General features: G+C 38.5%; 22 protein-coding genes, 1 pseudogene and 1 riboswitch. Of the genes and pseudogenes, 14 read left to right on the forward strand and 9 right to left on the reverse strand.

Annotated elements, in window-relative coordinates:
• Window positions 1-502: transposase (locus D8M04_RS20425; protein ID WP_246001217.1), on the forward strand; the 502-nt coding region annotated here is incomplete at its 5' end.
• Here D8M04_RS20425 and D8M04_RS11660 read toward each other — a convergent pair.
• Window positions 448-828, reverse strand: coding sequence for a DUF2512 family protein (locus D8M04_RS11660; RefSeq protein ID WP_121523180.1), 381 nt, complete (start codon window positions 826-828; stop codon window positions 448-450). The two genes, D8M04_RS20425 and D8M04_RS11660, sit on opposite strands and share 55 nt — an antisense overlap.
• Before the next feature lie 211 nt (window positions 829-1,039).
• On the opposite strand from D8M04_RS11660, the gene D8M04_RS20565 reads away from it, so the two are divergent.
• From D8M04_RS20565 to D8M04_RS11675, 3 genes and pseudogenes are all read left to right on the forward strand, one after another.
• Window positions 1,040-1,174 (forward strand): hypothetical protein, encoded by a 135-nt coding sequence (locus tag D8M04_RS20565; protein WP_281277125.1) that lies wholly within the window; start codon window positions 1,040-1,042, stop codon window positions 1,172-1,174.
• Between the two features lie 44 nt (window positions 1,175-1,218).
• Window positions 1,219-1,956 (forward strand): annotated as a pseudogene (locus tag D8M04_RS20430) (YqjF family protein).
• A gap of 210 nt (window positions 1,957-2,166) precedes the next feature.
• The gene (locus D8M04_RS11675; protein WP_158595116.1) at window positions 2,167-2,556 is read left to right on the forward strand and encodes a YrhK family protein; all 390 of its coding nucleotides are present in this window, start codon (window positions 2,167-2,169) and stop codon (window positions 2,554-2,556) included.
• Between the two features lie 91 nt (window positions 2,557-2,647).
• Here the strand turns inward: D8M04_RS11675 and D8M04_RS11680 are convergent, their stop codons facing one another.
• Window positions 2,648-3,427 carry a Cof-type HAD-IIB family hydrolase gene (locus tag D8M04_RS11680; RefSeq protein WP_121523188.1) on the reverse strand — a complete coding sequence of 260 codons (780 nt, stop codon included), beginning with the start codon at window positions 3,425-3,427 and terminating at the stop codon, window positions 2,648-2,650.
• A gap of 271 nt (window positions 3,428-3,698) precedes the next feature.
• Between D8M04_RS11680 and D8M04_RS11685 the strand changes: the two genes are divergently transcribed.
• The gene (locus D8M04_RS11685) at window positions 3,699-4,481 is read left to right on the forward strand and encodes a glucose 1-dehydrogenase (RefSeq protein WP_121523190.1); all 783 of its coding nucleotides are present in this window, start codon (window positions 3,699-3,701) and stop codon (window positions 4,479-4,481) included.
• Window positions 4,482-4,639: 158 nt separating this feature from the next.
• Here D8M04_RS11685 and D8M04_RS11690 read toward each other — a convergent pair whose 3' ends face one another.
• Window positions 4,640-6,010, reverse strand: a complete 1,371-nt coding sequence (locus tag D8M04_RS11690) for a hypothetical protein (RefSeq protein WP_121523192.1) — start codon at window positions 6,008-6,010, stop codon at window positions 4,640-4,642.
• A gap of 653 nt (window positions 6,011-6,663) precedes the next feature.
• Window positions 6,664-7,422, reverse strand: a complete 759-nt coding sequence (locus D8M04_RS11695) for an SDR family NAD(P)-dependent oxidoreductase (RefSeq protein WP_121523194.1) — start codon at window positions 7,420-7,422, stop codon at window positions 6,664-6,666.
• A gap of 157 nt (window positions 7,423-7,579) precedes the next feature.
• Between D8M04_RS11695 and D8M04_RS11700 the strand changes: the two genes are divergently transcribed.
• The 6 genes from D8M04_RS11700 to D8M04_RS11725 all read left to right on the forward strand — a co-directional run bounded on the left by D8M04_RS11700 (window position 7,580) and on the right by D8M04_RS11725 (window position 13,671).
• Window positions 7,580-8,500: a LysR family transcriptional regulator gene (locus tag D8M04_RS11700; protein ID WP_121523196.1), complete on the forward strand. Its 921-nt coding sequence runs from the start codon at window positions 7,580-7,582 to the stop codon at window positions 8,498-8,500.
• A 125-nt stretch (window positions 8,501-8,625) separates the two neighbouring features.
• Entirely contained in the window at window positions 8,626-9,810 is a 1,185-nt protein-coding gene (locus tag D8M04_RS11705; protein ID WP_121523198.1) for an MFS transporter, read from the forward strand.
• Between the two features lie 64 nt (window positions 9,811-9,874).
• Window positions 9,875-9,983: riboswitch (TPP riboswitch) on the forward strand.
• A 113-nt stretch (window positions 9,984-10,096) separates the two neighbouring features.
• Complete coding sequence (locus tag D8M04_RS11710) at window positions 10,097-10,708, forward strand: YkoF family thiamine/hydroxymethylpyrimidine-binding protein (RefSeq protein WP_121523200.1); 612 nt, start codon at window positions 10,097-10,099, stop codon at window positions 10,706-10,708.
• Complete coding sequence (locus D8M04_RS11715) at window positions 10,705-11,283, forward strand: ECF transporter S component (RefSeq protein ID WP_121523202.1); 579 nt, start codon at window positions 10,705-10,707, stop codon at window positions 11,281-11,283. Before D8M04_RS11710 ends, D8M04_RS11715 begins: the two co-directional genes overlap by 4 nt.
• Window positions 11,280-12,935 carry an ABC transporter ATP-binding protein gene (locus D8M04_RS11720; protein WP_121523204.1) on the forward strand — a complete coding sequence of 552 codons (1,656 nt, stop codon included), beginning with the start codon at window positions 11,280-11,282 and terminating at the stop codon, window positions 12,933-12,935. Before D8M04_RS11715 ends, D8M04_RS11720 begins: the two co-directional genes overlap by 4 nt.
• Entirely contained in the window at window positions 12,916-13,671 is a 756-nt protein-coding gene (locus D8M04_RS11725) for an energy-coupling factor transporter transmembrane component T family protein (protein WP_121523206.1), read from the forward strand. The genes D8M04_RS11720 and D8M04_RS11725 overlap by 20 nt, the downstream gene beginning before the upstream one ends.
• Before the next feature lie 36 nt (window positions 13,672-13,707).
• Here the strand turns inward: D8M04_RS11725 and D8M04_RS11730 are convergent, their stop codons facing one another.
• Entirely contained in the window at window positions 13,708-13,962 is a 255-nt protein-coding gene (locus tag D8M04_RS11730; protein WP_246001218.1) for a hypothetical protein, read from the reverse strand.
• Between the two features lie 151 nt (window positions 13,963-14,113).
• On the opposite strand from D8M04_RS11730, the gene D8M04_RS11735 reads away from it, so the two are divergent.
• The 3 genes from D8M04_RS11735 to D8M04_RS11745 all read left to right on the forward strand — a co-directional run bounded on the left by D8M04_RS11735 (window position 14,114) and on the right by D8M04_RS11745 (window position 15,786).
• On the forward strand, window positions 14,114-14,578 hold the full coding sequence (locus D8M04_RS11735) for a hypothetical protein (protein WP_121523210.1): 465 nt from the start codon (window positions 14,114-14,116) through the stop codon (window positions 14,576-14,578).
• A 271-nt stretch (window positions 14,579-14,849) separates the two neighbouring features.
• Entirely contained in the window at window positions 14,850-15,488 is a 639-nt protein-coding gene (locus D8M04_RS11740; protein WP_121523212.1) for a YczE/YyaS/YitT family protein, read from the forward strand.
• A gap of 76 nt (window positions 15,489-15,564) precedes the next feature.
• Window positions 15,565-15,786 (forward strand): hypothetical protein, encoded by a 222-nt coding sequence (locus D8M04_RS11745; RefSeq protein ID WP_121523214.1) that lies wholly within the window; start codon window positions 15,565-15,567, stop codon window positions 15,784-15,786.
• A gap of 50 nt (window positions 15,787-15,836) precedes the next feature.
• On the opposite strand, the gene D8M04_RS11750 is transcribed toward D8M04_RS11745, so the two are convergent.
• Genes D8M04_RS11750 through D8M04_RS11760 form a run of 4 tightly spaced genes read right to left on the reverse strand, consistent with a single transcriptional unit; the run spans window position 15,837 to window position 19,097 of the window.
• Window positions 15,837-16,724, reverse strand: a complete 888-nt coding sequence (locus tag D8M04_RS11750) for a M23 family metallopeptidase (protein ID WP_246001220.1) — start codon at window positions 16,722-16,724, stop codon at window positions 15,837-15,839.
• A 13-nt stretch (window positions 16,725-16,737) separates the two neighbouring features.
• On the reverse strand, window positions 16,738-17,472 hold the full coding sequence (locus D8M04_RS20185) for an ABC transporter permease (protein ID WP_187695444.1): 735 nt from the start codon (window positions 17,470-17,472) through the stop codon (window positions 16,738-16,740).
• Window positions 17,473-18,183: an ABC transporter permease gene (locus D8M04_RS20190; RefSeq protein ID WP_187695445.1), complete on the reverse strand. Its 711-nt coding sequence runs from the start codon at window positions 18,181-18,183 to the stop codon at window positions 17,473-17,475.
• A complete protein-coding gene (locus D8M04_RS11760) occupies window positions 18,183-19,097 on the reverse strand; it encodes an ABC transporter ATP-binding protein (RefSeq protein WP_121523216.1) in 915 nt (304 codons plus the stop codon). Before D8M04_RS11760 ends, D8M04_RS20190 begins: the two co-directional genes overlap by 1 nt.
• Window positions 19,098-19,239 lie beyond the last annotated feature (142 nt).

Consider the following 19,239-nt stretch of genomic DNA (forward strand, 5'->3'; position numbering starts at 1 on the left):
GTACAAAGTTTATGAATGTGAAGATTGTACGAATTGCCCTCTACGTTCGCTTTGTACGAAAGTGAAGGAAGGAAACAATCGAAAAGTCCACTACAATGAGAAGTGGGAAGCTCAAAAAGAATATGTGAGAGCGAAGCTTTCAGATGAGAAAACTGGTGAGATTTATGGCAAACGTAAAATTGATGTGGAACCAGTCTTCGGATTCTTGAAGGCTAATTTGGGTTTCACTCGAATGTCTTTGAGAGGTAAAGACAAAGTCAAAAATGAATTAGGGTTTGCATTTATGGCGGTAAACTTGAGGAAGTATACCGCCAAGGACCGCAAACTAGTGACAGAGAATGGAAATAACTCAACAAAAAATGGTTCCGAGCGAATTTTATTGCTCGGAACCATTTTTTATACTATTTTAGCTGGTTATGGCCCAGCCTCCTTTGAATTAAAAAACAATCAAAAAATGGTTCGATATCTTCGTTTGAGACCTAAGCCTTTCTTTAAAATATAGATATGGAAGATAAACTCACCAGCTGCCATGACAAGTGCTGAAATAAGAGCTTGCTGTGATATAGTACCTAAACTCAAATCCGTAACAGCCATTCCTAATAACCAGATTATTAAAAAAACCATACCAAAATCCGCCAATGTAGCTGTTACATTAGAAGATTTCGGCAAGATATAAAGATCTCCAAGCCCATAGGAAACCAACCCAAGGACAAGTGTAACCAGCAATACATTACCAAATGACATTCCATAACTTAGCCCTAGTACCAGATACAGAACAATCAGGGTCATAACCCCTTTGATTGCAAGTGCCTTTGCATGCTTCTTCATAGTTTAACCCCTTTCTTTAATAAATGTTTCCCCTAAAATGCTGAGCTGCAGTTAAGTTTTAACACTCGTCTATCTCACTACCTTCTATCATACCTCCTACTTAAGTCTGTTTATTAATCAATACCCTAAGGTGATCTATTAAAACACCATGTTTGAATTTTATTTAATACGGCTATTAAAGTAATATAAGGTCTGATTTGGAGGTGAAAGAATGACTGAGAATAGTAAAGACAAACAATATGACGATTCACTTGAACAAAAAAAGAAGGAAAAAGATTCAACACAAGATATCGAACCACAAAGAGAAACTGATAAGAACCCGAATCAAGGTAACAATGATAACTAACGAAAAAATGATAGAATAAAGAGAATGTGAAAGGGAGCAAGGACATGTTAGAAAAGATACTGAATAGTACAGACCATCGGGATTTCCCTTTACCTGATGGTCCTTGGGTAATGAAACAAAGATGGGATCATTTATTGTTTATGCATCTCCCTATTTCCGCAGCAGCAATTCAACCATATATCCCAAAAAGTCTTGAATTGGATACATATAATAGAAATGCATGGATTACCATTATTCCATTTAAAGTAAGCAACATGCGCTTTCGAAATTTACCCCCTGTTCCCTTTCTAAACTCTTTCTTAGAACTCAATGTTCGTACATATGTAAAAAGAGATGGGAAAAAGGGGATTTATTTTTTCAGTCTGGATGCCAATCATTTATTTGCGGTTCTAGGAGCAAGAGCAGCTACTTTGCCTTATTACTACGCAAAAATAAATAGAACCATGAGGAAAAATACTATCTGCTATAGTTTAGAGCGTAAAGGAAAGTCAGAGGCTAAATTCAACGTTGTTTACCGTCCAGTTTCTGGATCCTATTGTCCAAAAAAGGCAAGTTAGAGTTATTGGCTTCTGGAAAGGTATTACTTGTGGTCTTACAGCAATAACCATTTATATAGAGGGGACATCCATCATAAAAAGTGGAAGGTGCATGATGCAGATGTCGTAATATATAATGAAAATATGACGCCTTTCTTACCGGAAAATACGATCATTGGAAATCCTGTCTTTCATTACGCTTCTTCACGGCAGGTTTTATTTTGGCCAATTAAGAAAGTCGATTAATTATTTTTGGGATTGGCATTAAGTAGAGCTTTATTGTTCTACTATCACAAAGCTATTCCATTCCCTCTTTTCTAATCACTTGTCCGATAGATGCTCTTAAAGTAATCAAGATAGTATTTGTATATGGACCGCAGTTTCCCCTTTATTACCGCTCTTTTTACTTACATTGTATTTTATTTCAAACCATCAATTTTCCTCGGGGAATTAATAATGGAAATTCACACTTATAGCCAACCGTTTAATAAAATGCTTGTAGGGAATAGATACATTGTTGATTCAGAGTATTTAACTCTTTCAAAGGTTGTTAAAGAAAGAAGGAGGTACTTTGCGTTGCCTAAGGTAGAGAAAACAAATGAATACTATGCTTTAGAGATGGGAAAGTTCGAATTATTCTTCAGCAGAAGGTATAGACTTCTTTCCCTAGTAAATGATCTTACATTAGGATTATGGTATGTAACAGGAAGTATACTATTTCTCTTTCATTCAACGGAAAAAATCGGTAATATTTTTTTCATTTTAGGAGGCATTCAACTACTTGGCAGGCCGATTTTAAAAATGACGCATGCATTTTTTATTAGAAGGAGAAGAGAACGAAACTAAATCCCTTCGTTCTCTTCCTGTGGAATTTATCTATTCTTTCTCTTTAATAGCTTAACAAATACACTTCAAATTAGGTTATATTATTTCCTTTTTATAGCAACCCTAACTTTTTCAAGCCATAGGAAATCCCGTCTTCCTCTACCGATAACGTCACATATCTTGCCGCTTGCTTCGCTTTCTCTTCTCCATTCCCCATCGCGATACCATGGTGCACGGCAGATAGCATTTCAATATCGTTGAGGCCATCACCAAATGCATAAATGTTTTCTTTTGCAATCCCTAATTTCTCAACGACCTTTTCTATTCCCTTTGCCTTAGAACCGCCTCTTGGCAAGATATCAACGGAATAAGGATGCCATCTTACAAAATCAAATGCCTTAAATTCAGATTCATAGGGTTTCTCTTCCCCTTCCATACAGAACAGGAGCGACTGATATAAATCACGACCTCTATAATAGTACGGGTCATGAGTAGGAAAACGATCAATTCTTAAGGTAGATATACTTTCTGTAATATATGTATGCTCTGGAACATTTGCCTTCATATCATCATGGTCCATAAAAACTACTGGATGCTCATTTGCCTTCGCAATTTCCGTTAGTCTTATAAGCTCATCCATATTCAACGGATTGGTGTACAGAACTTCACCTTCTAGCACTACATATTGTCCGTTATAACTGATATATGTATTAATTTCCAGCTCCTTACGCAAATCCTCGTACATAAATGGTGCCCTGCCTGTTGCAATTGCGACAATATGTCCCGCTTCTTTCAGCTTAAAAATTGATTCCTTTGTTGATGCAGGTAATTTTTTTTCACCGTTTAGTAATGTTCCATCTATATCAAAAAAGAATACCGATTGTTTTGTCATTTACTTTTTTACCTCCGATGTTTTATATGTTCCATGGTATGATTTAGCGTTGGCTTATGTCAACGCAAAACACTTTATCCGTTTGCACACAACTTTAATATGATTATGTGAAAATCCTAATTCTGTACTTTTTCCTCTTCACTTAGTTTGTTTAATCAACAATTTATCCGGGTATATTTATATGAGAAGAATCAATTTCTATAACAAAATAATTTAAGTAGGATTGTTGTATCTATATTTCATTCACTATAAAAAAAGGAGATGAAGGTTCATGAATAGATTTGAGGACAAAGTTGTACTTATTACCGGTGCAGCCTCTGGATTAGGGCAAGCATCTGCTTTACAGGTAGCAAAAGAAGGAGCAAAACTGTCATTAGTGGATCTAAACCAAGAAGGCTTGGAAGAGACGAGAAAAAAAGTATTGTTAGAAGCTCCAGAAGCTGAAATTCTAATGATTGCTGCTGATGTTTCCAAAGAAGAGGACGTTAAAAATTATGTAGAACAAACCATTCAAAAGTTCAGCAGAATCGATGGCTTCTTTAACAATGCCGGGATTGAAGGCAAACAAAACCTTACAGAAGATTTTGGTTCAGCCGAATTTAACAAAGTGATTGGCATCAACCTAAATGGTGTGTTCTATGGCATGCAATATGTATTAAGAATCATGAAGAAACAAGGTTATGGCTCCATTGTAAATACTGCATCAGTTGGTGGCATCCGCGGAGTTGGTAATCAATCAGGTTATGCAGCAAGTAAGCACGGAGTTGTTGGATTAACAAGGAACTCAGCAATTGAGTATGGACAATATGGAGTAAGCGTCAAAGCTATCGCTCCTGGTGCCATCATGACACCGATGGTAGAAGGATCCCTGAAACAAATGGGTGGAGACAATTGGGAAGAAGTTGGAAAAGAATTCGTAGAGCCTAACCCAATGAAACGGTTTGGTAAACCAGAGGAAGTGGGATACTTGGTAGCATTCCTACTGTCTGACCAAGCAAACTTTATTAATGCAGCTGTTATCCCAATCGATGGTGGACAGTCTTATAAATATTGATAATCAGAAAAGGAGCGAGGGATGTACCTCTCTCCTTTTCTTTGTGTATTTTTAGCTGGGTTTATTAAATTATGAAGTTCTCCATGAGATATTGTTGGAGGAGAATATTTCATCTAATAAAGTAATGGGACGGGAATCCTTTTATTAATCTATCTCATTTAATTCTCTACCTTTTCCAACTCGTTTACAAACGCTGGCTTACGCTGATAGATTTCCTTCAGCTCTTGCACTAAGGTGGTAAATCTTTCCTTGCCACACGCAATTTTTAATGTTCTCAATTTCTTGCACACAGAACGATATTGTTTACGGTTTGCTGCGTTTTCTGCCTCCGTTTGAATATAGGTGATAAAAATTTCCTCAACCCTGTCAGCATAATCATCTATTAAATAAGGATATAGTTCACTAACTGTACTAGGTGACTTTTCACAGTATTTTAAAATTTTATCTGAGCGATTCTCAGCTTTAGCAATATACTCGTACACATGAGGTAAATAGCCAGATTGATTCTCAAATACCTCAAAGATTTCCTCTGAAACTTTCGCCCATTCTTCAGGAGAGTATAGCTCCTTTAATTTCCTATATGCCTCGTACTCATTGTCGTATACAAATTCAAGCAAAATTTCCTGTTGCTTTTCAATGTTCTCTTGCAATTCATAGACCTGTAATCGATATTGCTTCCACTTTTTCACGCGGCCTGGGTACTTATTATCAATTTCTTCGCCGTCTTCACATAAAATTAACGCACTCTTATAATTTTCGTTCTCTATTTCTTTTTGAATAGCCATTTCTCTAAAATTATCAAATTGCAGATTCTCAAGGATGAATTGTTGGGCCTTTTCCAATTCACCATTACGTTCTAAGATTTTTAACTGTAGTTGTTTAATTAATTGTAGTTCATAATCCGAGGACCAAGAAGAGTGTGTAGATACTTGCGTATAGAGCTTATCAAGCGTTTGCTCTAACTTCTTTCTAGCAGAGATGCGAGCAGAATAAATGGTACAAACTTCTAGAAGCTCAAGACGCCAATCATTCCAGCCATCATAACGTTTATTCATGGCTTCATTTAAAATAAGATCGAACATATTCCCTTGTTCTCGATGCTGTGAAGAAAGTAATACCATTGAGGAAGCATCTTTGAGAAGGGTAATGCTTTTATTCACTACATAGCCGATTTCTCCCCCAGTATCGTCGGTATATTGAAACATATCAATTACAACAGAAAGTACTGCAAGCCCAAGATGGATTGCTGTCTCTTCTTCATCATTCACTAGCTTATCTCTTCCTTTTTCCAGCACCATTTCCGCCCCTTGCAGTGCTGAATGAACGTTGCGCCAAGAAATAAACCCTCTTCTTTTATTCTCATTTATGTACTTTCGAATCAGTTGTTTGCTGGCCTTTACCTCGTCGTTTGGGGTTTCCAATTTATACTCCAGCTTTTTGTGAATATCTTCATCCCCCTGAGCTAATTCCAGCACTAAATCAATTAATTCCTGCTTCGAAAGCTTTGAAATCATTTTCTCTAAAGCCAAACTTTCGTACTCCTCTCCAAACAAAACTGCTCTTTTAGTGTAACATACTTATTTTTAAAATAAATTGCTGGTAGATTAGGATTGAACCTTCTCCGGATGATGATAGGCCGTATGATTGACCTTTCTTCCGTTTAGCGAGCTGATTCGGGCTTTCATTACTTGTATGAACGACTTTTCTTCCGTTTAGCGAGCTCGTTTGGGCTTTCATTACTTGTATGAACGACCTTTCTTCCGTTTAGCGAGCTCGTTTGGGCTTTCATTACTTGTATGAACGACCTTTCTTCCGTTTAGCGAGCTCGTTTGGGCTTTCATTATTTGTATGAACGACCTTTCTTACATTTAGCGAACTCATTCGGGCTTTCATTACTTGTATGAGCGACTTTTCTCCCATTTCCCCTGCGCTTTCAGTCTCACATCACTTGTGCGAGCCAATTCCACGAAAAACGTTAGAAAATTATATATATAAAGATAATATCATAACCAGTTAAAGAACAGGAAACAAAGGACAGTTGATTATTCGAATTTTTGTACCTTGATGTCTATATAATGTTATTAACCATATAACAATTTAATCCATAAAAAAAGAACAAGGTAAATCAACCTATCTTGATTACCTTGTTCCGTTAAATGAAATTTCATATTGAGTTCTAAGTTTAGTGAGAAACTTGTCCACCATCTACTGCATACACATAACCGTTACAGAAGCTTGCAGCGTCTGAAGAAAGGAATACAACCATTTCTGCAATTTCTTCTGGCTTAGCAGCACGCCCCATCGGAACGTTAGCAGTAACTTCTGCCCATTTTTCTGGGTCATCTTTCCAAATCTGTGTCATAGGCGTTTCTGTTAGGCCAGGTGCTAACGCATTAACACGAACACCGTCTCTAGCATGGTCAAATGCAGCTGACTTTGTTAAGCCGGTAACTGCGTGTTTAGCAGTAACATATGGTGCCATATTAGGGTCTGCAATCAAACCAGCTACAGAAGCAGTGTTTACAATTGTACCGCCACCATTAGCAACCATATGATTAAGTTCATGTTTTACAGCAAGGAATACACCTTTTACGTCCACTTCCATTACTTTATCAAATACATCTTCTTCAATATCAGCGAACTTCGCTGGTTTATTTAAAATTCCGGCATTATTGAATGCATGGTGCAATCCACCAAATTGTTCAACTGTCTTTTCAACAAGTGACTTAACTTGTTCGGAGTTTGTTACATCTGTTTTAAAGAATGCAGCTTCTCCGCCTTCTTTTTGAATTAGTTCAACTGTTTCATTAGCCCGTTCATCAACGTCACCAATTGCTACTTTCGCACCCCGACGGGAAAATGCTAGTGCTGTAGCACGGCCAATACCAGTAGCAGCTCCAGTGATTAATACAACTCGATTTTCAAAATCTTTAACGCTCATATATAACCCTCCTAAATCTTCCATTACTCGTTGGTAATATAATTTAATTTTGGAATATATGTTACATATATATCTTAACTCTTTTATGAATACGCATCCAAAACTTTGAAAGAATTAACTTATTCCTTTATAGTTATAAGCATAAGAAGGTGAACATATGAGTTTAAAGCAATTACGATATTTTCTAACGGTAGCAAGGTTAGAGCATATGTCGGAAGCAGCTGCTGAACTAGAGATTTCTCAATCCTCCTTAAGCAAAACGATTGGAAGATTAGAACAAGATATCGGCGTACCTTTATTTGATCGAAAGGGAAAAACGATTCTATTGAATGAATACGGGCAACTTTTTTATCAGAAGGTAGAGAAAATTTTATCAGATTTACAAGATGCAAAAGAAGCAGTCCAAGAGTTGGCAAATATTCGAGAAGATAGTATCACCATTAATGTAATGAATTCAAAGCTATTACCAAAATTATTCTATGAGTTTTATAAAAAGCGTCCTAATGTTAAATTCCGGCAATATCTATTACCTGACCGATTAGCGCAGCAGAAATTACTGGATGGTGAAATTGACTTACTGATTGTTCCAAACCCTATTACTGATGAGCGAATAGAGTGGGCGCCTCTCTTCAAAGAAGAAATCTTCTTAGTGGTTCCCAAAAATCATCCTTTAGCAGCTAAAAAAGAGATTTCCCTTGTTGAGGCTAAAGAAGAATTGTTTATTTTGTCAGAAACAGGCCAAAGCTTTCGTACAACAGAAAATCGCATATTTGAAAAAGCTGGCTTCACCCCGCGTATCGCGTTTGAAGGAGAGGACCTCTCCGTCATTTTGCAATTAGTAAATGAGGGAGCAGGAATTTCCTTTATCTTTAATAATTTATCTTTGGATTCGTCCTTAGACAATGTAAAGATAGTCAAGATTTCAAATCCTGCTTGCTTTCAAACGGTAGGAATTGCATGGAATAAAAAGAAAAAAAATTCGTTTGTTGTGGAAAGTTTTCGGACCTTTTCTATTTCATTTTTGCAAGATGCTACCACCTATGGCGCAGAAGATAATGTCACTGTACTAAGGAACTGACAAACATATCCTTCCAACACTTTAGAAATCAGTCTAGCTCCCTTCCCTAATATGCTAGGGCCTCCCTTAAATACCTCACTAAAATTAAGCAAATTAGAATAGCTTATAAAATGGAGTGACGGATGATGAACACAAAAAGAGCATTAACAATCTTATTTGCTGTTATGTTTCTAGTGATGGTTGGTTTTGGTATTATCATCCCTGTAATTCCCTTCTATGCGGAAGAACTCGGTGCATCGCCTACTGAGTTAGGCTTACTTATGGCAGTATATTCTCTTATGCAATTGATTTTCGCACCTATGTGGGGAAGGATTTCGGATGGAATTGGACGCAAACCCGTGATTATGATAGGTACGTTAGGTTTAGCGCTCTCCTTCTTTTTAATGGCTGTATCGACAGCATTATGGATGCTGTTCGCGGCAAGAATAATAGGAGGATTGTTATCTTCAGCCAATATGGCAACAGTGATGGCATACGCGGCTGATATTACTTCCGAGGAAGACCGTGGGAAAGGAATGGGGATAGTCGGTGCTGCAATCGGACTTGGATTTATATTTGGACCTGCTATAGGCGGAATTTTTTCCAGTTCAAGCTTGAGTACCCCTTTTTTCTTAGCAGGAAGCTTTGCTCTTTTTACCTTTTTCATGGTGATGTTTATTTTAAGAGAGTCCTTATCCATTGAAAAAAGAAGGAAGGAATCCTTGAGGAAATCTGGAAATTTATTTCATGCGTTCAAGTCTTCCTCTACAAATATGTTGTACTTTCTCACATTCTTCGTTACTCTTTCTTTAGCTGGGTTAGAAGCAACTTTTGCCTACTTTGCTGCAGAAAGAGCAGATTTAGGAACAATAGAATTGGGTTATATCTTCATGATTATGGGATTAGGCAGCGCCATTGTCCAAGGTGGGATGGTTGGCGGGTTCATTAAACGATTTGGAGAGCATGTTGTGATTCAGATTGGAATTTTGGTTTCCGCAGTTGGCTTCTTGCTAATTCTGTTCACAGATAGTTTTATAACAGCAGCCATTTATTTAACGGTCTTTGGCTTGGGGAATGGGGTCATTCGTCCAAGTGTTTCCTCTTTACTCACTAAAAAATCGAAAATAGGCCATGGCGGGGTAACTGGACTCCTATCCTCTTTTGATTCACTTGGAAGGATCATTGGCCCCCCTTTAGGCGGCTGGTTTTTCTCGATTTCTATTGGATTGCCTTATATTTTTGGGATTCTTTTGTCTATACTAACGTTTGTGTTATTTCGTGTTTTTACAGCACCACAATTGAAATCTATTCGTCGGGAACAGGAATTGTAAAGACTGTATCCCCTTTACATATTCCAAATCTTATGTTAATTTATATTTAGAAAATTAAATATTGCAAGAGCACTAGGGGAGCTGTGTATGCGGCTGAGAAGAACAAGTTGTCGTTCTGACCCTTTGAACCCGATCTGGATAATACCAGCGTGGGGAAGTGCGGTCGACCTGACTCTGTAACATTTAATAAATACAGAATCTTATTTTACATATAGACTGCATTCCCACGAAAAGGGAATGCAGTTTTTTATTTTCAATAAAAATATTTTGGGGGAGGCTTTTTAGCATGACAAATCAGAACCAGACATGTACAAAAAGTAACATCGCAGGAGCAAGTTTTTCCATTCATCCGATGAGTGATAACTTTATCGATATTATTATAGGAGCATTAGAGGAAGCAGATACTTCCAAAGTCCATATAAAAACCGATGATGTCACAACCACTGTAAGAGGAAAATTAATCCATGTATTTGATGTTACAAAGGCGATTTTCTTACATGCAACGAAAACAGGAGAACATATCGCGTTCCAAGCCACTTATTCACTTGGTTGTCCAGGGGATTCTCAAGGAGAGGCATATATGGATGTTGATGATGAGGCACTTAACCAAGAACTAGTGAAGAATATCAAACAACCTGTTGCAGCAAAGTTTTCCCTTTATCCACTAGGTGGCGGGAATTATATGGACATTATATATGACCAAATTGAAGCAATGAAAGCATATGTAGGCGTATCCCACGCGCACTATTCAACTAGACTCGATGGAGAGGCGACTGATATTTTCAATGGGTTAGAGAAAGTCTTCAAAGCAACCGTTGACGGTGGCTCCAGCCACACAGTAATGACCGTATCGATTTCTGCAAATAGTCCGTCTCATAAAAAAGAGGTTGCAGAATGAAAAGCTGGCGCTTTAAAGAAATCGTCGTTATGGCAGCACTCGCTGTCGTATTCGGAGTAGTATACCTTGCCTTTTTACCAGTTGGCGGTGTGCTTGCAGGACTCATGGGACCGATTGGCTATGACTTTATCTTTGGAATATGGTTTATTGTTTCGATCATTGCCGCCTATATTATTCAGAAACCCGGTGCCGCATTTCTATCAGAAACGATAGCAGCAATGATTGAAGTGCTTCTCGGCAATGCAGTTGGTCCAATGCTTATTGTGAGTGGAATGATTCAGGGGATTGGTGCAGAGGCTGTGTTCGCAGCCACTCGTTGGAGGAATTACTCCACCTGGGTCTTGATGGCTGCTGGGATGGGGTCGGCTGTAACAAGCTTTATCTACGGTTACTTTATGAGTGGTTTTGCAGCACTAGCAACTGGATACGTTGCAGCAATGTTCGTTGTCCGATTACTTAGTGGAGCACTCATTGCTGGTTTACTAGGGAAGGCATTAAGTGAAGGTCTAGCTTCTACTGGTGTCCTGTCAAGCTTTGCATTAGGAAAACAACAACGAAAGAAGAATGCTGCATGAAACCATTCGTAGACGTTCAAAATCTCACAATCCGTTATGAAACGAGACAGGAAAATGCGCTCTCCTCCGTCAGCTTCCAGCTCAAGTTTGGAGAAAGTCTATTGCTGCTTGGACCGAGTGGCAGTGGAAAAAGTACACTCACTTCTTGTCTAAATGGACTATTTCCACGTGAGCTAGACGGAGAAATGCACGGCAAAATATTTGTAGATGGAAGGGAGAATAGAGATTTACTCCCGGGTGAGCGCAGCAGAAAGGTTGGTGTCGTGTTTCAAGATCCAGAAACACAGTTTTGTATGCTAACAGTGGAAGACGAGGTTGCATTCGGACTTGAAAATCTCGGTATACCTAATGAGGAAATGGAGTTAAAAATCGATGCAGCACTTACACTTGTGAATATGCTTTCCTTTAAAAAGGCATCGATTTCCTCCCTTTCTGGAGGGCAAAAGCAAAAACTTGCGCTAGCTTGTATTCTTGCACTTGAGCCAGCTCTTTTGATAATTGATGAACCGACAGCCAATCTGGACGCCATTGCAACAAAGGAATTTATTGAAACCATCAAGGCTTTAAGGGATAAAGTCACCTTTAGTCTGATCGTTATTGAGCATAAGTTAGACGGCTGGACAGACATTACCGAGCGTTGTGTACTCCTAAATCGTCAGGGTGAAATTTTTTATGATGGCTCTATTCGCCAAGCGCTAAGAGAACAGAGACAGCAGCTTACGAGAGAAGGGATTTGGATTCCCCGTGTAACACAGTTTGTGTTAGAGCAACACCCGCTTCTTTCTAACCCTCCATTAACCATAGAGGAATTTAGAGAAAATCCATTGCCAATTAAGGAAGAAAGGATAGCGGATCATGTCTCGATAAGCTCGAAGCCCCTTGTCCAAGCACGCCATCTTTCTTGGAGTGCCGGCAATAAGGAGATTGTAAAAGACGTATCACTCACCTTCCACAAAGGTGAATTTGTCGCTATCGTCGGAGCCAATGGGAGCGGAAAAACCTCTCTGTCACGAATTCTAGCGGGAATCAGACAACCTACAAATGGGAGCCTCTTAGTTAAAGGGAAATCTTTGAGCAAGTGGAAAGAAGCACAGCTGCGTCAAGAAATTGGGTATGTGTTTCAAAATCCAGAGCACCAGTTTATTACTAATACTGTTTATGACGAAGTAGCCTTTGGCTTGAAATGGAAGGATACTGAAACAATTGAAATAGAGAAAATAGTGAACGACATTTTGGAAAGCTTTGGATTACTGGAGTTAAAAAACGAGCACCCCTTCTCCCTTAGTCAGGGGCAAAAGCGCAGACTTAGTGTCGCAACGATGATTGTGGATGACCAGTCCTTCCTATTGCTCGATGAACCTACATTTGGTCAGGATTCGCATACGAATACGGAACTCATGGGCTTACTAAAACAAAGACATCAGACTGGGGCTACGATCGTTATGATTACCCATGACATGGATATTGTGGCCGATTATGCCACACGCGTCATCGTCATTGGAGACGGGGCTGTATTAGCAGACTGCTCTCCACACGAATTATGGAAGATGCCAATTGATAAACTAATGTATTGGAAGCTTGAGCTTCCGATTTCAGTTCAATTAAAGAAAATATATGAAGGAGCAGCGAGCTATGTTTCTACAACAACTTAATCCAAGCCTGAAGGCCTTAACGATTATGGTGTTCATCATTTTCCTAGCTACCATTTTTGAGCCGATTACGCCTCTATTATTCTTAATCTGGACTGTTCTTATTACATTTCTTTTCGGTAAGGTATCCTGGAAAAAATATTTGCTGTACTTTTCTCCATTTTTCATTTTTGCTTTGGGGATGCTTTGGACTTCTATCGCCTTTGCCGACCCACCGATTAATCCAGATGAGGCTATAAACATATTGAGCTGGAGTTTACCGACAGAAAACGTCTTAACAGCATTAGCGCTTGCCTTACGTGTGTTGAATGTTGCTGCATTATCCTTGCTGTTCGTCTTTACAACGAATATTGTGCATTTTATCCTTAGTATGATGCAGCAGCTGAAGCTTCCACCGCGTATTGCTTATGCAGTATTAGCTGGCTATCGCTTTTTGCCGATGATCAGGGATGAGTTGAAAATTATTCATGACGCTCATCTCATACGTGGCGTAAACCAAGCCAAAACACCAAAGGAGAAAATGCAAAACTACAAACGTTATGCCATTCCTCTCCTTGCCAGTGCGATAAGAAAAGCTGAACGAACCGCAATTGCGATGGAGTCGAAGGGATTTACTGGAGATAAAAACCGAAGCTTTTATCGGCAGTTTACAATAGGTAAGCTTGACTTTATTTTTCCATTAATCATGTTAATAGGTTTTGCCACAGCATTCTTTGTTTCGAAGCAGTTAGGGTTTTAAAAGGAGTTGCCCAAAAGGAGCAACTCTTTTTTCCCGTTAACGATAATAGATATAAATGGCTAAAACAACAAATGACATAATCGTAACAATTGCATAAATCCACGATAAATTTTTTACATTTTTGGATAAGGAGCTTGATTCATATTCATGAGACCTTTTCAATTCATCCTTAACTGTTTCTCCCTCTTCTTCATACGTTTTCATTTTAGTTTCCTCTTGTTTGAGGATGATGAACGTCGCGACTACCGCCACAACAAGGATAATAGCTATAAAAACAATCATAAATGTCATAAGTACTCCCCCATTTCCATTCATAGACAGATTATTAGTATTATCTTACCATATCTCCGTTTAAAAATAGAACATTCTAAAAATAGAAATGTCACACTTAGAATAATTAACAATGATCCTCCCATACTAAAAGAAAAAAAGGAGGATTTCTGTGCTTGCAAATTTCTTTCGAATAGCCAATGCAATCGTATTGTGGATGATTATCATTCGTTTTCTGCCAAAGCAATCTTTTAAAAAATATTTACCTGTTACCTTATTTTCCTCTTCTATTCTGTTTATAGGTTCGCTGTATAACTTAATTTTCAAATGGTGGACGGTCAAGGGTGGAACAAAATATATATTATTTGATGCTATTGCGTTTATTATAGGGCCATTTTTCTTTGCTAATCTATGGGTTTTCCACTTTACGAATGGAAGGTTCTCCTTATATGCTTTAACTAACTTTGTAATGGATTTATTATTTGCGTACCCTTTAAACACCCTCTTTCAAAGGATAGGGCATTATAAGCTATTAAAATTCCATTCCCGAACCCTTTTCCTCATTTCTTACAGCCTTGCTTTTGTCAACTATGCCGTGCAAAAATTTATGGAAAGGCGAAAGCTGTTTATGCAATAAGTGAAATGACAAGTCAGCTTTAAGAGTGAATTCGAAGAGGTTGGGCATTAAACGGTAGACACATCACAAAAAGTTAAACGGATTAATAATTCAGCTCATGAATTTCGGGGATTTTCTAAAATTGAGTAAGAGAATTATCCCCTCTTTTTAACTTCCTTTCTCTAGAAATTCAAAATCATACACTGCCCATTTCTAAGTTCAAGTCATTCCTATTTACGGAGGAATCTGCTATCATAATGGTTAAATATACAGTATGAAAGTGGGTTAATTGATGAATCTACTCATAAGATGGTCGGTATTTTTTATTGGTCTCATGATTTTTAGCTTAGGGATTACGATGACCATAAATGTGCAGCATTTAGGGATTCACCCATGGGATGTGTTGAATGTTGCCATGTTTAATAGAATTGGATTATCTATCGGAACATGGGCAGTTATTATCTCATGCTTTTTAATTGTTATCTCTTGGTTGCTGGATAAAAGCTATATTAAACTAGGAACCTTTTTTAATGCTGTATTGGTTGGAGCATTTGTTGATCTATATATGTGGTTGGATTTCCTTCCTAAAGCAAGCGGGAATACGTGGATAGATATCGCGATAATGCTCAGTGGGATTGTATTGATGGGGCTTGGTGGTGGCATATATAATGCTGCTGGAGTAGGATCTGGACCACGTGATGGATTCATGCTGTCTATAGCAGATAAAACCGGAGCATCGATTGGAAGAATTCGAATCATTACAGAAAGCTTGGTATTAGTACTTGGACTTTTATTAGGTGGGCCCGTCTTTATTGTGACATTTATTTTTACGTTTATCCAAAGCCCGATATTCCAAGTTACATATTTAAAACTAGGACGATTGATTAACACAATGGAGGAACGTTATGTTAATAATCGCGCAATATCATAGTGTACGCTTGTTGTTAAAAGTTCCCCTGTCACAAAGTGGTTTGTAACAGGGGGACTTTTTTGTTCCTTCAGAGGTGATGCTACTTTTCGAAGGTGATACTTTCAATCTCGAGGGTGATATTCCTCTTCTTGAAGGCGATGTTCTCGATCTCAAGGGCGATGTTTCTCTTCTTGAAGGCGATGTTCTCATTCTCGAGGACGATGTTCCTCTTCTTGAAGACGATATCCCCCTTTTCGAAGGTGATACAAGAGCTCTCAAGGCCGATGTTTCTTTCCTCAGCGGCGATAGATTTCTATGAACAAAACATCTGACCTCACCATTTCTGCAAAATTTCCTGTTATCCAACTCTTATTCCTCCACCCGCTTTACAACATCCCCACCATTCGGCATGGCTTCACCATTAATTTCTTCAAAAAATAGTGGCAGCCCTTCTGCCAAAGTAGGGTAGAGCATTTTCGTTGGGTCTTGTCTCTGATGATGAATATGTAAATGTGGCTCTGAAGTGGAACCACTATTCCCTACTCGTCCTATCACATCGCCTGGTTGAACATAGTCCCCTGCTTCTACCATGACACTGTCTTTCTTCAAATGAACAAGTAATAGATATGTCCCTGTTTCTTCTATTCTAATATAAACATAATTCCCAGCCATCGAAGTAAACTCTTCAGAATTTGGCTCTACATCTGCTTCCCCATCGTACGCTCCTATGACCTTCCCTCTAACTGGAGAAAACACTTCTTTGTTCCAAATCCCATAATCTTCGTTGCGCATGCTTCCTATATCATAAGGCTCCATCACTAAATCATATGCCCACCTTTCCGAAGCCCATGTGACATGCTTTTGATTATGTTCTAACTTATCACCACCAAAACCAACAACCGTTTCTTCTGCAAGCGGCCAGTATACCGTCACTGCTGGGTCAACTCGGTCTATATCATTTGGATATGGCAGCTGGATAATATTCATTGTCATCAGAATCGGGACCACGAAAAATATGTTAACGAAAAGATTCAGAACGAGCTTCTGTGTGTTCCTCATTCTCACTAGATAAATAACCAAAAGAACGAGATCTATAACGATTCCAACTCCACCTATAATTGGAAATACAAGTTTTATAAGTGTCCATGCATAGGCGCCAACCAGCCCGTTAATCAAATAGACAGTCGACCAAAGTGCTATGATGATTCCTATCCCAATGATATTAATAACCCCAAATTTTCTCATAATCCTTTTCACTATCCCCTCCGGTTTATATTTCTTTCCTTATAAAGTAAGTAAAACCTGCAAATAAAAACAACATCAGGCTGCCAAGAATGACAATAAAGAGCGTCTCCATGGAAATATGTAATGCTCTGAAACTTTCAGTCTCAGTATGAGGCATCATCGCTAAAAATGGCTGTGCCCAAGGATAATAGGGGCCATATGTCTCTGAATTTAAAATTAGGATATTTGGCAGTGTAAAAATGACATTAACTGCCATTGGTGCAGCAAAGCTAGACCAAGAAACAGAAACAAGCATTTGCAGTGCGATTAATGGCAAACATGCTAGCCAACCACTAAAAGCCCCGATTGCAACCGTCTCCCATGGAAAAGCCACTTGAAATTCTTTCCATTGTCCCACGCTGAATAGTCCAGCCACCAATAAAATCTGTGTATAGAAAATAAGCAAACAGACGACCAGTAGTTTTGCTAAGTAAAGTTTGCCTCTCGAAACAGGTAGTGCCGCCAGCTGTTTCCATCCACCTCCGACATGCTCATAACGGCAAACAAATGCCGAGAATACACCCGTAAGTAACGGCAGAAATAATGCTGCATGTGGAAAGCTCATCCATTGATAGGTAGTGAGCCAATACTCCTCTTCAGGCAGTCCTGCAGTTGTCTCTCCTAGCCCGACCAGCAGAGATAAAAACGGACTTACAAAGATTAATAGCCAAATAGAAGACTTGCGTAATTTCAATAATTCCGTTCGCAGCAAACGAACCATTTATTTCACGTCCCTTCGAATAAAGTCAAGTAGACCACCAGCATATACAACCATTGCTAAAATCAAGCCAGCAATAACAGAATAAATAGGATTTCCCCATTCATTGATTAATAGTGGCCACTTCCAAGGAACCCAATCCGGAAAGGTAATGGAAAACATCGACACTGCTGTCCCCACGATTCCGACCATCAAGGGGATTGCCTGGTTTTTACAAACGATAGAAAGCCAGATTTGCAGAGCAACGAATGGCATGGCCGAGAAAAGTGGAAAAAAGCACATTTTTATTACATATAGAAATGGAATATCAGTTCCAAATTTCAATAGAATACCTAAAATGATTGTTCCTCCAAATAATAGCATGCAAGATACAAAAAGCAGCATACCTGAAAGTAAGAGCTTCCCAGTAAATATTTTTGCTTTCGAAACCGGTAATGCCAATACTTGCTTCCATGCATTTGTTTGGTGTTCGATATTAGCTATCATCGAGGTAACGATGGTTAATCCTAACATCAGTGATGGAATGGATAACATCATAACTTCACCAATAAGTCCTCTCCACAGATTATCTTTGTATAGATTCGTTAGCCAATCATAACGCAGCCAGAAATTTACCAATTCTAAGGAAACCACTCCAAATGGGCCTAGAAAAACAAGAAAGACAATCATTTTCCGTTTTATTTTTACGAATTCAGAAGCAATCACTTTTCCCATTACAGGCTCGCCTCCCCACCAGTTAGCTCAAGAAAGATTTGCTCGAGTGATTTTTTCTCTTCTTCAACCCTATAGATGGAACATTGATGGTTAACGAGCTTCCTTATTATCTCTGCTATCTCTCTGTCAGAAGTATTTTCAACAAAAATATAATTTTCATTAGAACCCACCTTATAGCCCCAAGATAATAGCTTTTTAGAGACTGCCTCTGTGTCACTTACTTTAATCCGAATTTTACTAGAAGACCGCTGTCTTAAAGTAGAGATAGAATCCTGAAAAATCATTTTTCCTTTAGAAATAATGCCAACTTGTGTAGCCATTTGTTCCATTTCTGATAATAAGTGGCTGGAAACCAAAATCGTGATGCCATGTTCTTTTGGCATCGACTTTATGAGTTCACGAATTTCAATAATTCCTGAAGGGTCAAGGCCGTTCGTTGGTTCATCCAAAATTAAAAGCTCTGGGTTCCCGAGTAATGCTGTTGCAATTCCAAGGCGTTGCTTCATTCCAAGAGAGAATCCCTTCACCGGTCGCTTGGCATCGTTTGTTAATCTAACAATCGAGAGAACTTCATCTATTCTTGACTTTGGTGCATCAAGCAAGATTCGTACTGCTTCCAAATTCTCATAGGCTGTTAAATGCCCATAATAGGAAGGATATTCTACAAGCGAACCAACCTTTTTAAGCACAGATAACTTATCCTTTTTCATGTCTTTCCCAAAAATATGTATAGATCCTTTTGTCGGTCGAGCTAGTCCTAAAACCATTCGGATAGTGGTGGTCTTTCCCGCACCATTTGGACCAAGAAAACCGTATATTTCGCCCTTTTTCACTTTCAAATCGACTTGATTCACTACATATGTGGAACCATACTTTTTCGTTAATCCGTTTGTTTCGATAATATAATCGTTCATTTCCTTCACCTCATAAATAAGATTATTCCTCGAAGGTTAAAAGAAACGGTGGTGAAGTTTAAATTCTGTTTAAAAATAGGTGGACTATCATTTAAGTAAAAAATATCTCTTATACCAAACTAACCCACGATGAAAAAAGAGA

The sequence above is a fragment of the Oceanobacillus piezotolerans genome, from assembly GCF_003665065.1.
GTDB lineage: Bacteria > Bacillota > Bacilli > Bacillales > Amphibacillaceae > Oceanobacillus > Oceanobacillus piezotolerans.

Coding starts and splice junctions, on each gene's coding strand:
- D8M04_RS11695 (WP_121523194.1), bottom strand. CDS start 7,422: ATGAGCGTTAAAGATTTTGAAAATCGAGTTGTATTAATCACTGGAGCT.
- D8M04_RS11720 (WP_121523204.1), top strand. CDS start 11,280: ATGAAACCATTCGTAGACGTTCAAAATCTCACAATCCGTTATGAAACG.
- D8M04_RS11685 (WP_121523190.1), top strand. CDS start 3,699: ATGAATAGATTTGAGGACAAAGTTGTACTTATTACCGGTGCAGCCTCT.
- D8M04_RS11740 (WP_121523212.1), top strand. CDS start 14,850: ATGAATCTACTCATAAGATGGTCGGTATTTTTTATTGGTCTCATGATT.
- D8M04_RS11710 (WP_121523200.1), top strand. CDS start 10,097: ATGACAAATCAGAACCAGACATGTACAAAAAGTAACATCGCAGGAGCA.
- D8M04_RS11725 (WP_121523206.1), top strand. CDS start 12,916: ATGTTTCTACAACAACTTAATCCAAGCCTGAAGGCCTTAACGATTATG.
- D8M04_RS11715 (WP_121523202.1), top strand. CDS start 10,705: ATGAAAAGCTGGCGCTTTAAAGAAATCGTCGTTATGGCAGCACTCGCT.
- D8M04_RS11700 (WP_121523196.1), top strand. CDS start 7,580: ATGAGTTTAAAGCAATTACGATATTTTCTAACGGTAGCAAGGTTAGAG.
- D8M04_RS20190 (WP_187695445.1), bottom strand. CDS start 18,183: ATGGGAAAAGTGATTGCTTCTGAATTCGTAAAAATAAAACGGAAAATG.
- D8M04_RS11760 (WP_121523216.1), bottom strand. CDS start 19,097: ATGAACGATTATATTATCGAAACAAACGGATTAACGAAAAAGTATGGT.
- D8M04_RS11680 (WP_121523188.1), bottom strand. CDS start 3,427: ATGACAAAACAATCGGTATTCTTTTTTGATATAGATGGAACATTACTA.
- D8M04_RS20185 (WP_187695444.1), bottom strand. CDS start 17,472: ATGGTTCGTTTGCTGCGAACGGAATTATTGAAATTACGCAAGTCTTCT.
- D8M04_RS11745 (WP_121523214.1), top strand. CDS start 15,565: ATGCTACTTTTCGAAGGTGATACTTTCAATCTCGAGGGTGATATTCCT.
- D8M04_RS11675 (WP_158595116.1), top strand. CDS start 2,167: ATGGAAATTCACACTTATAGCCAACCGTTTAATAAAATGCTTGTAGGG.
- D8M04_RS11660 (WP_121523180.1), bottom strand. CDS start 828: ATGAAGAAGCATGCAAAGGCACTTGCAATCAAAGGGGTTATGACCCTG.
- D8M04_RS11730 (WP_246001218.1), bottom strand. CDS start 13,962: ATGACATTTATGATTGTTTTTATAGCTATTATCCTTGTTGTGGCGGTA.
- D8M04_RS11705 (WP_121523198.1), top strand. CDS start 8,626: ATGAACACAAAAAGAGCATTAACAATCTTATTTGCTGTTATGTTTCTA.
- D8M04_RS20565 (WP_281277125.1), top strand. CDS start 1,040: ATGACTGAGAATAGTAAAGACAAACAATATGACGATTCACTTGAACAA.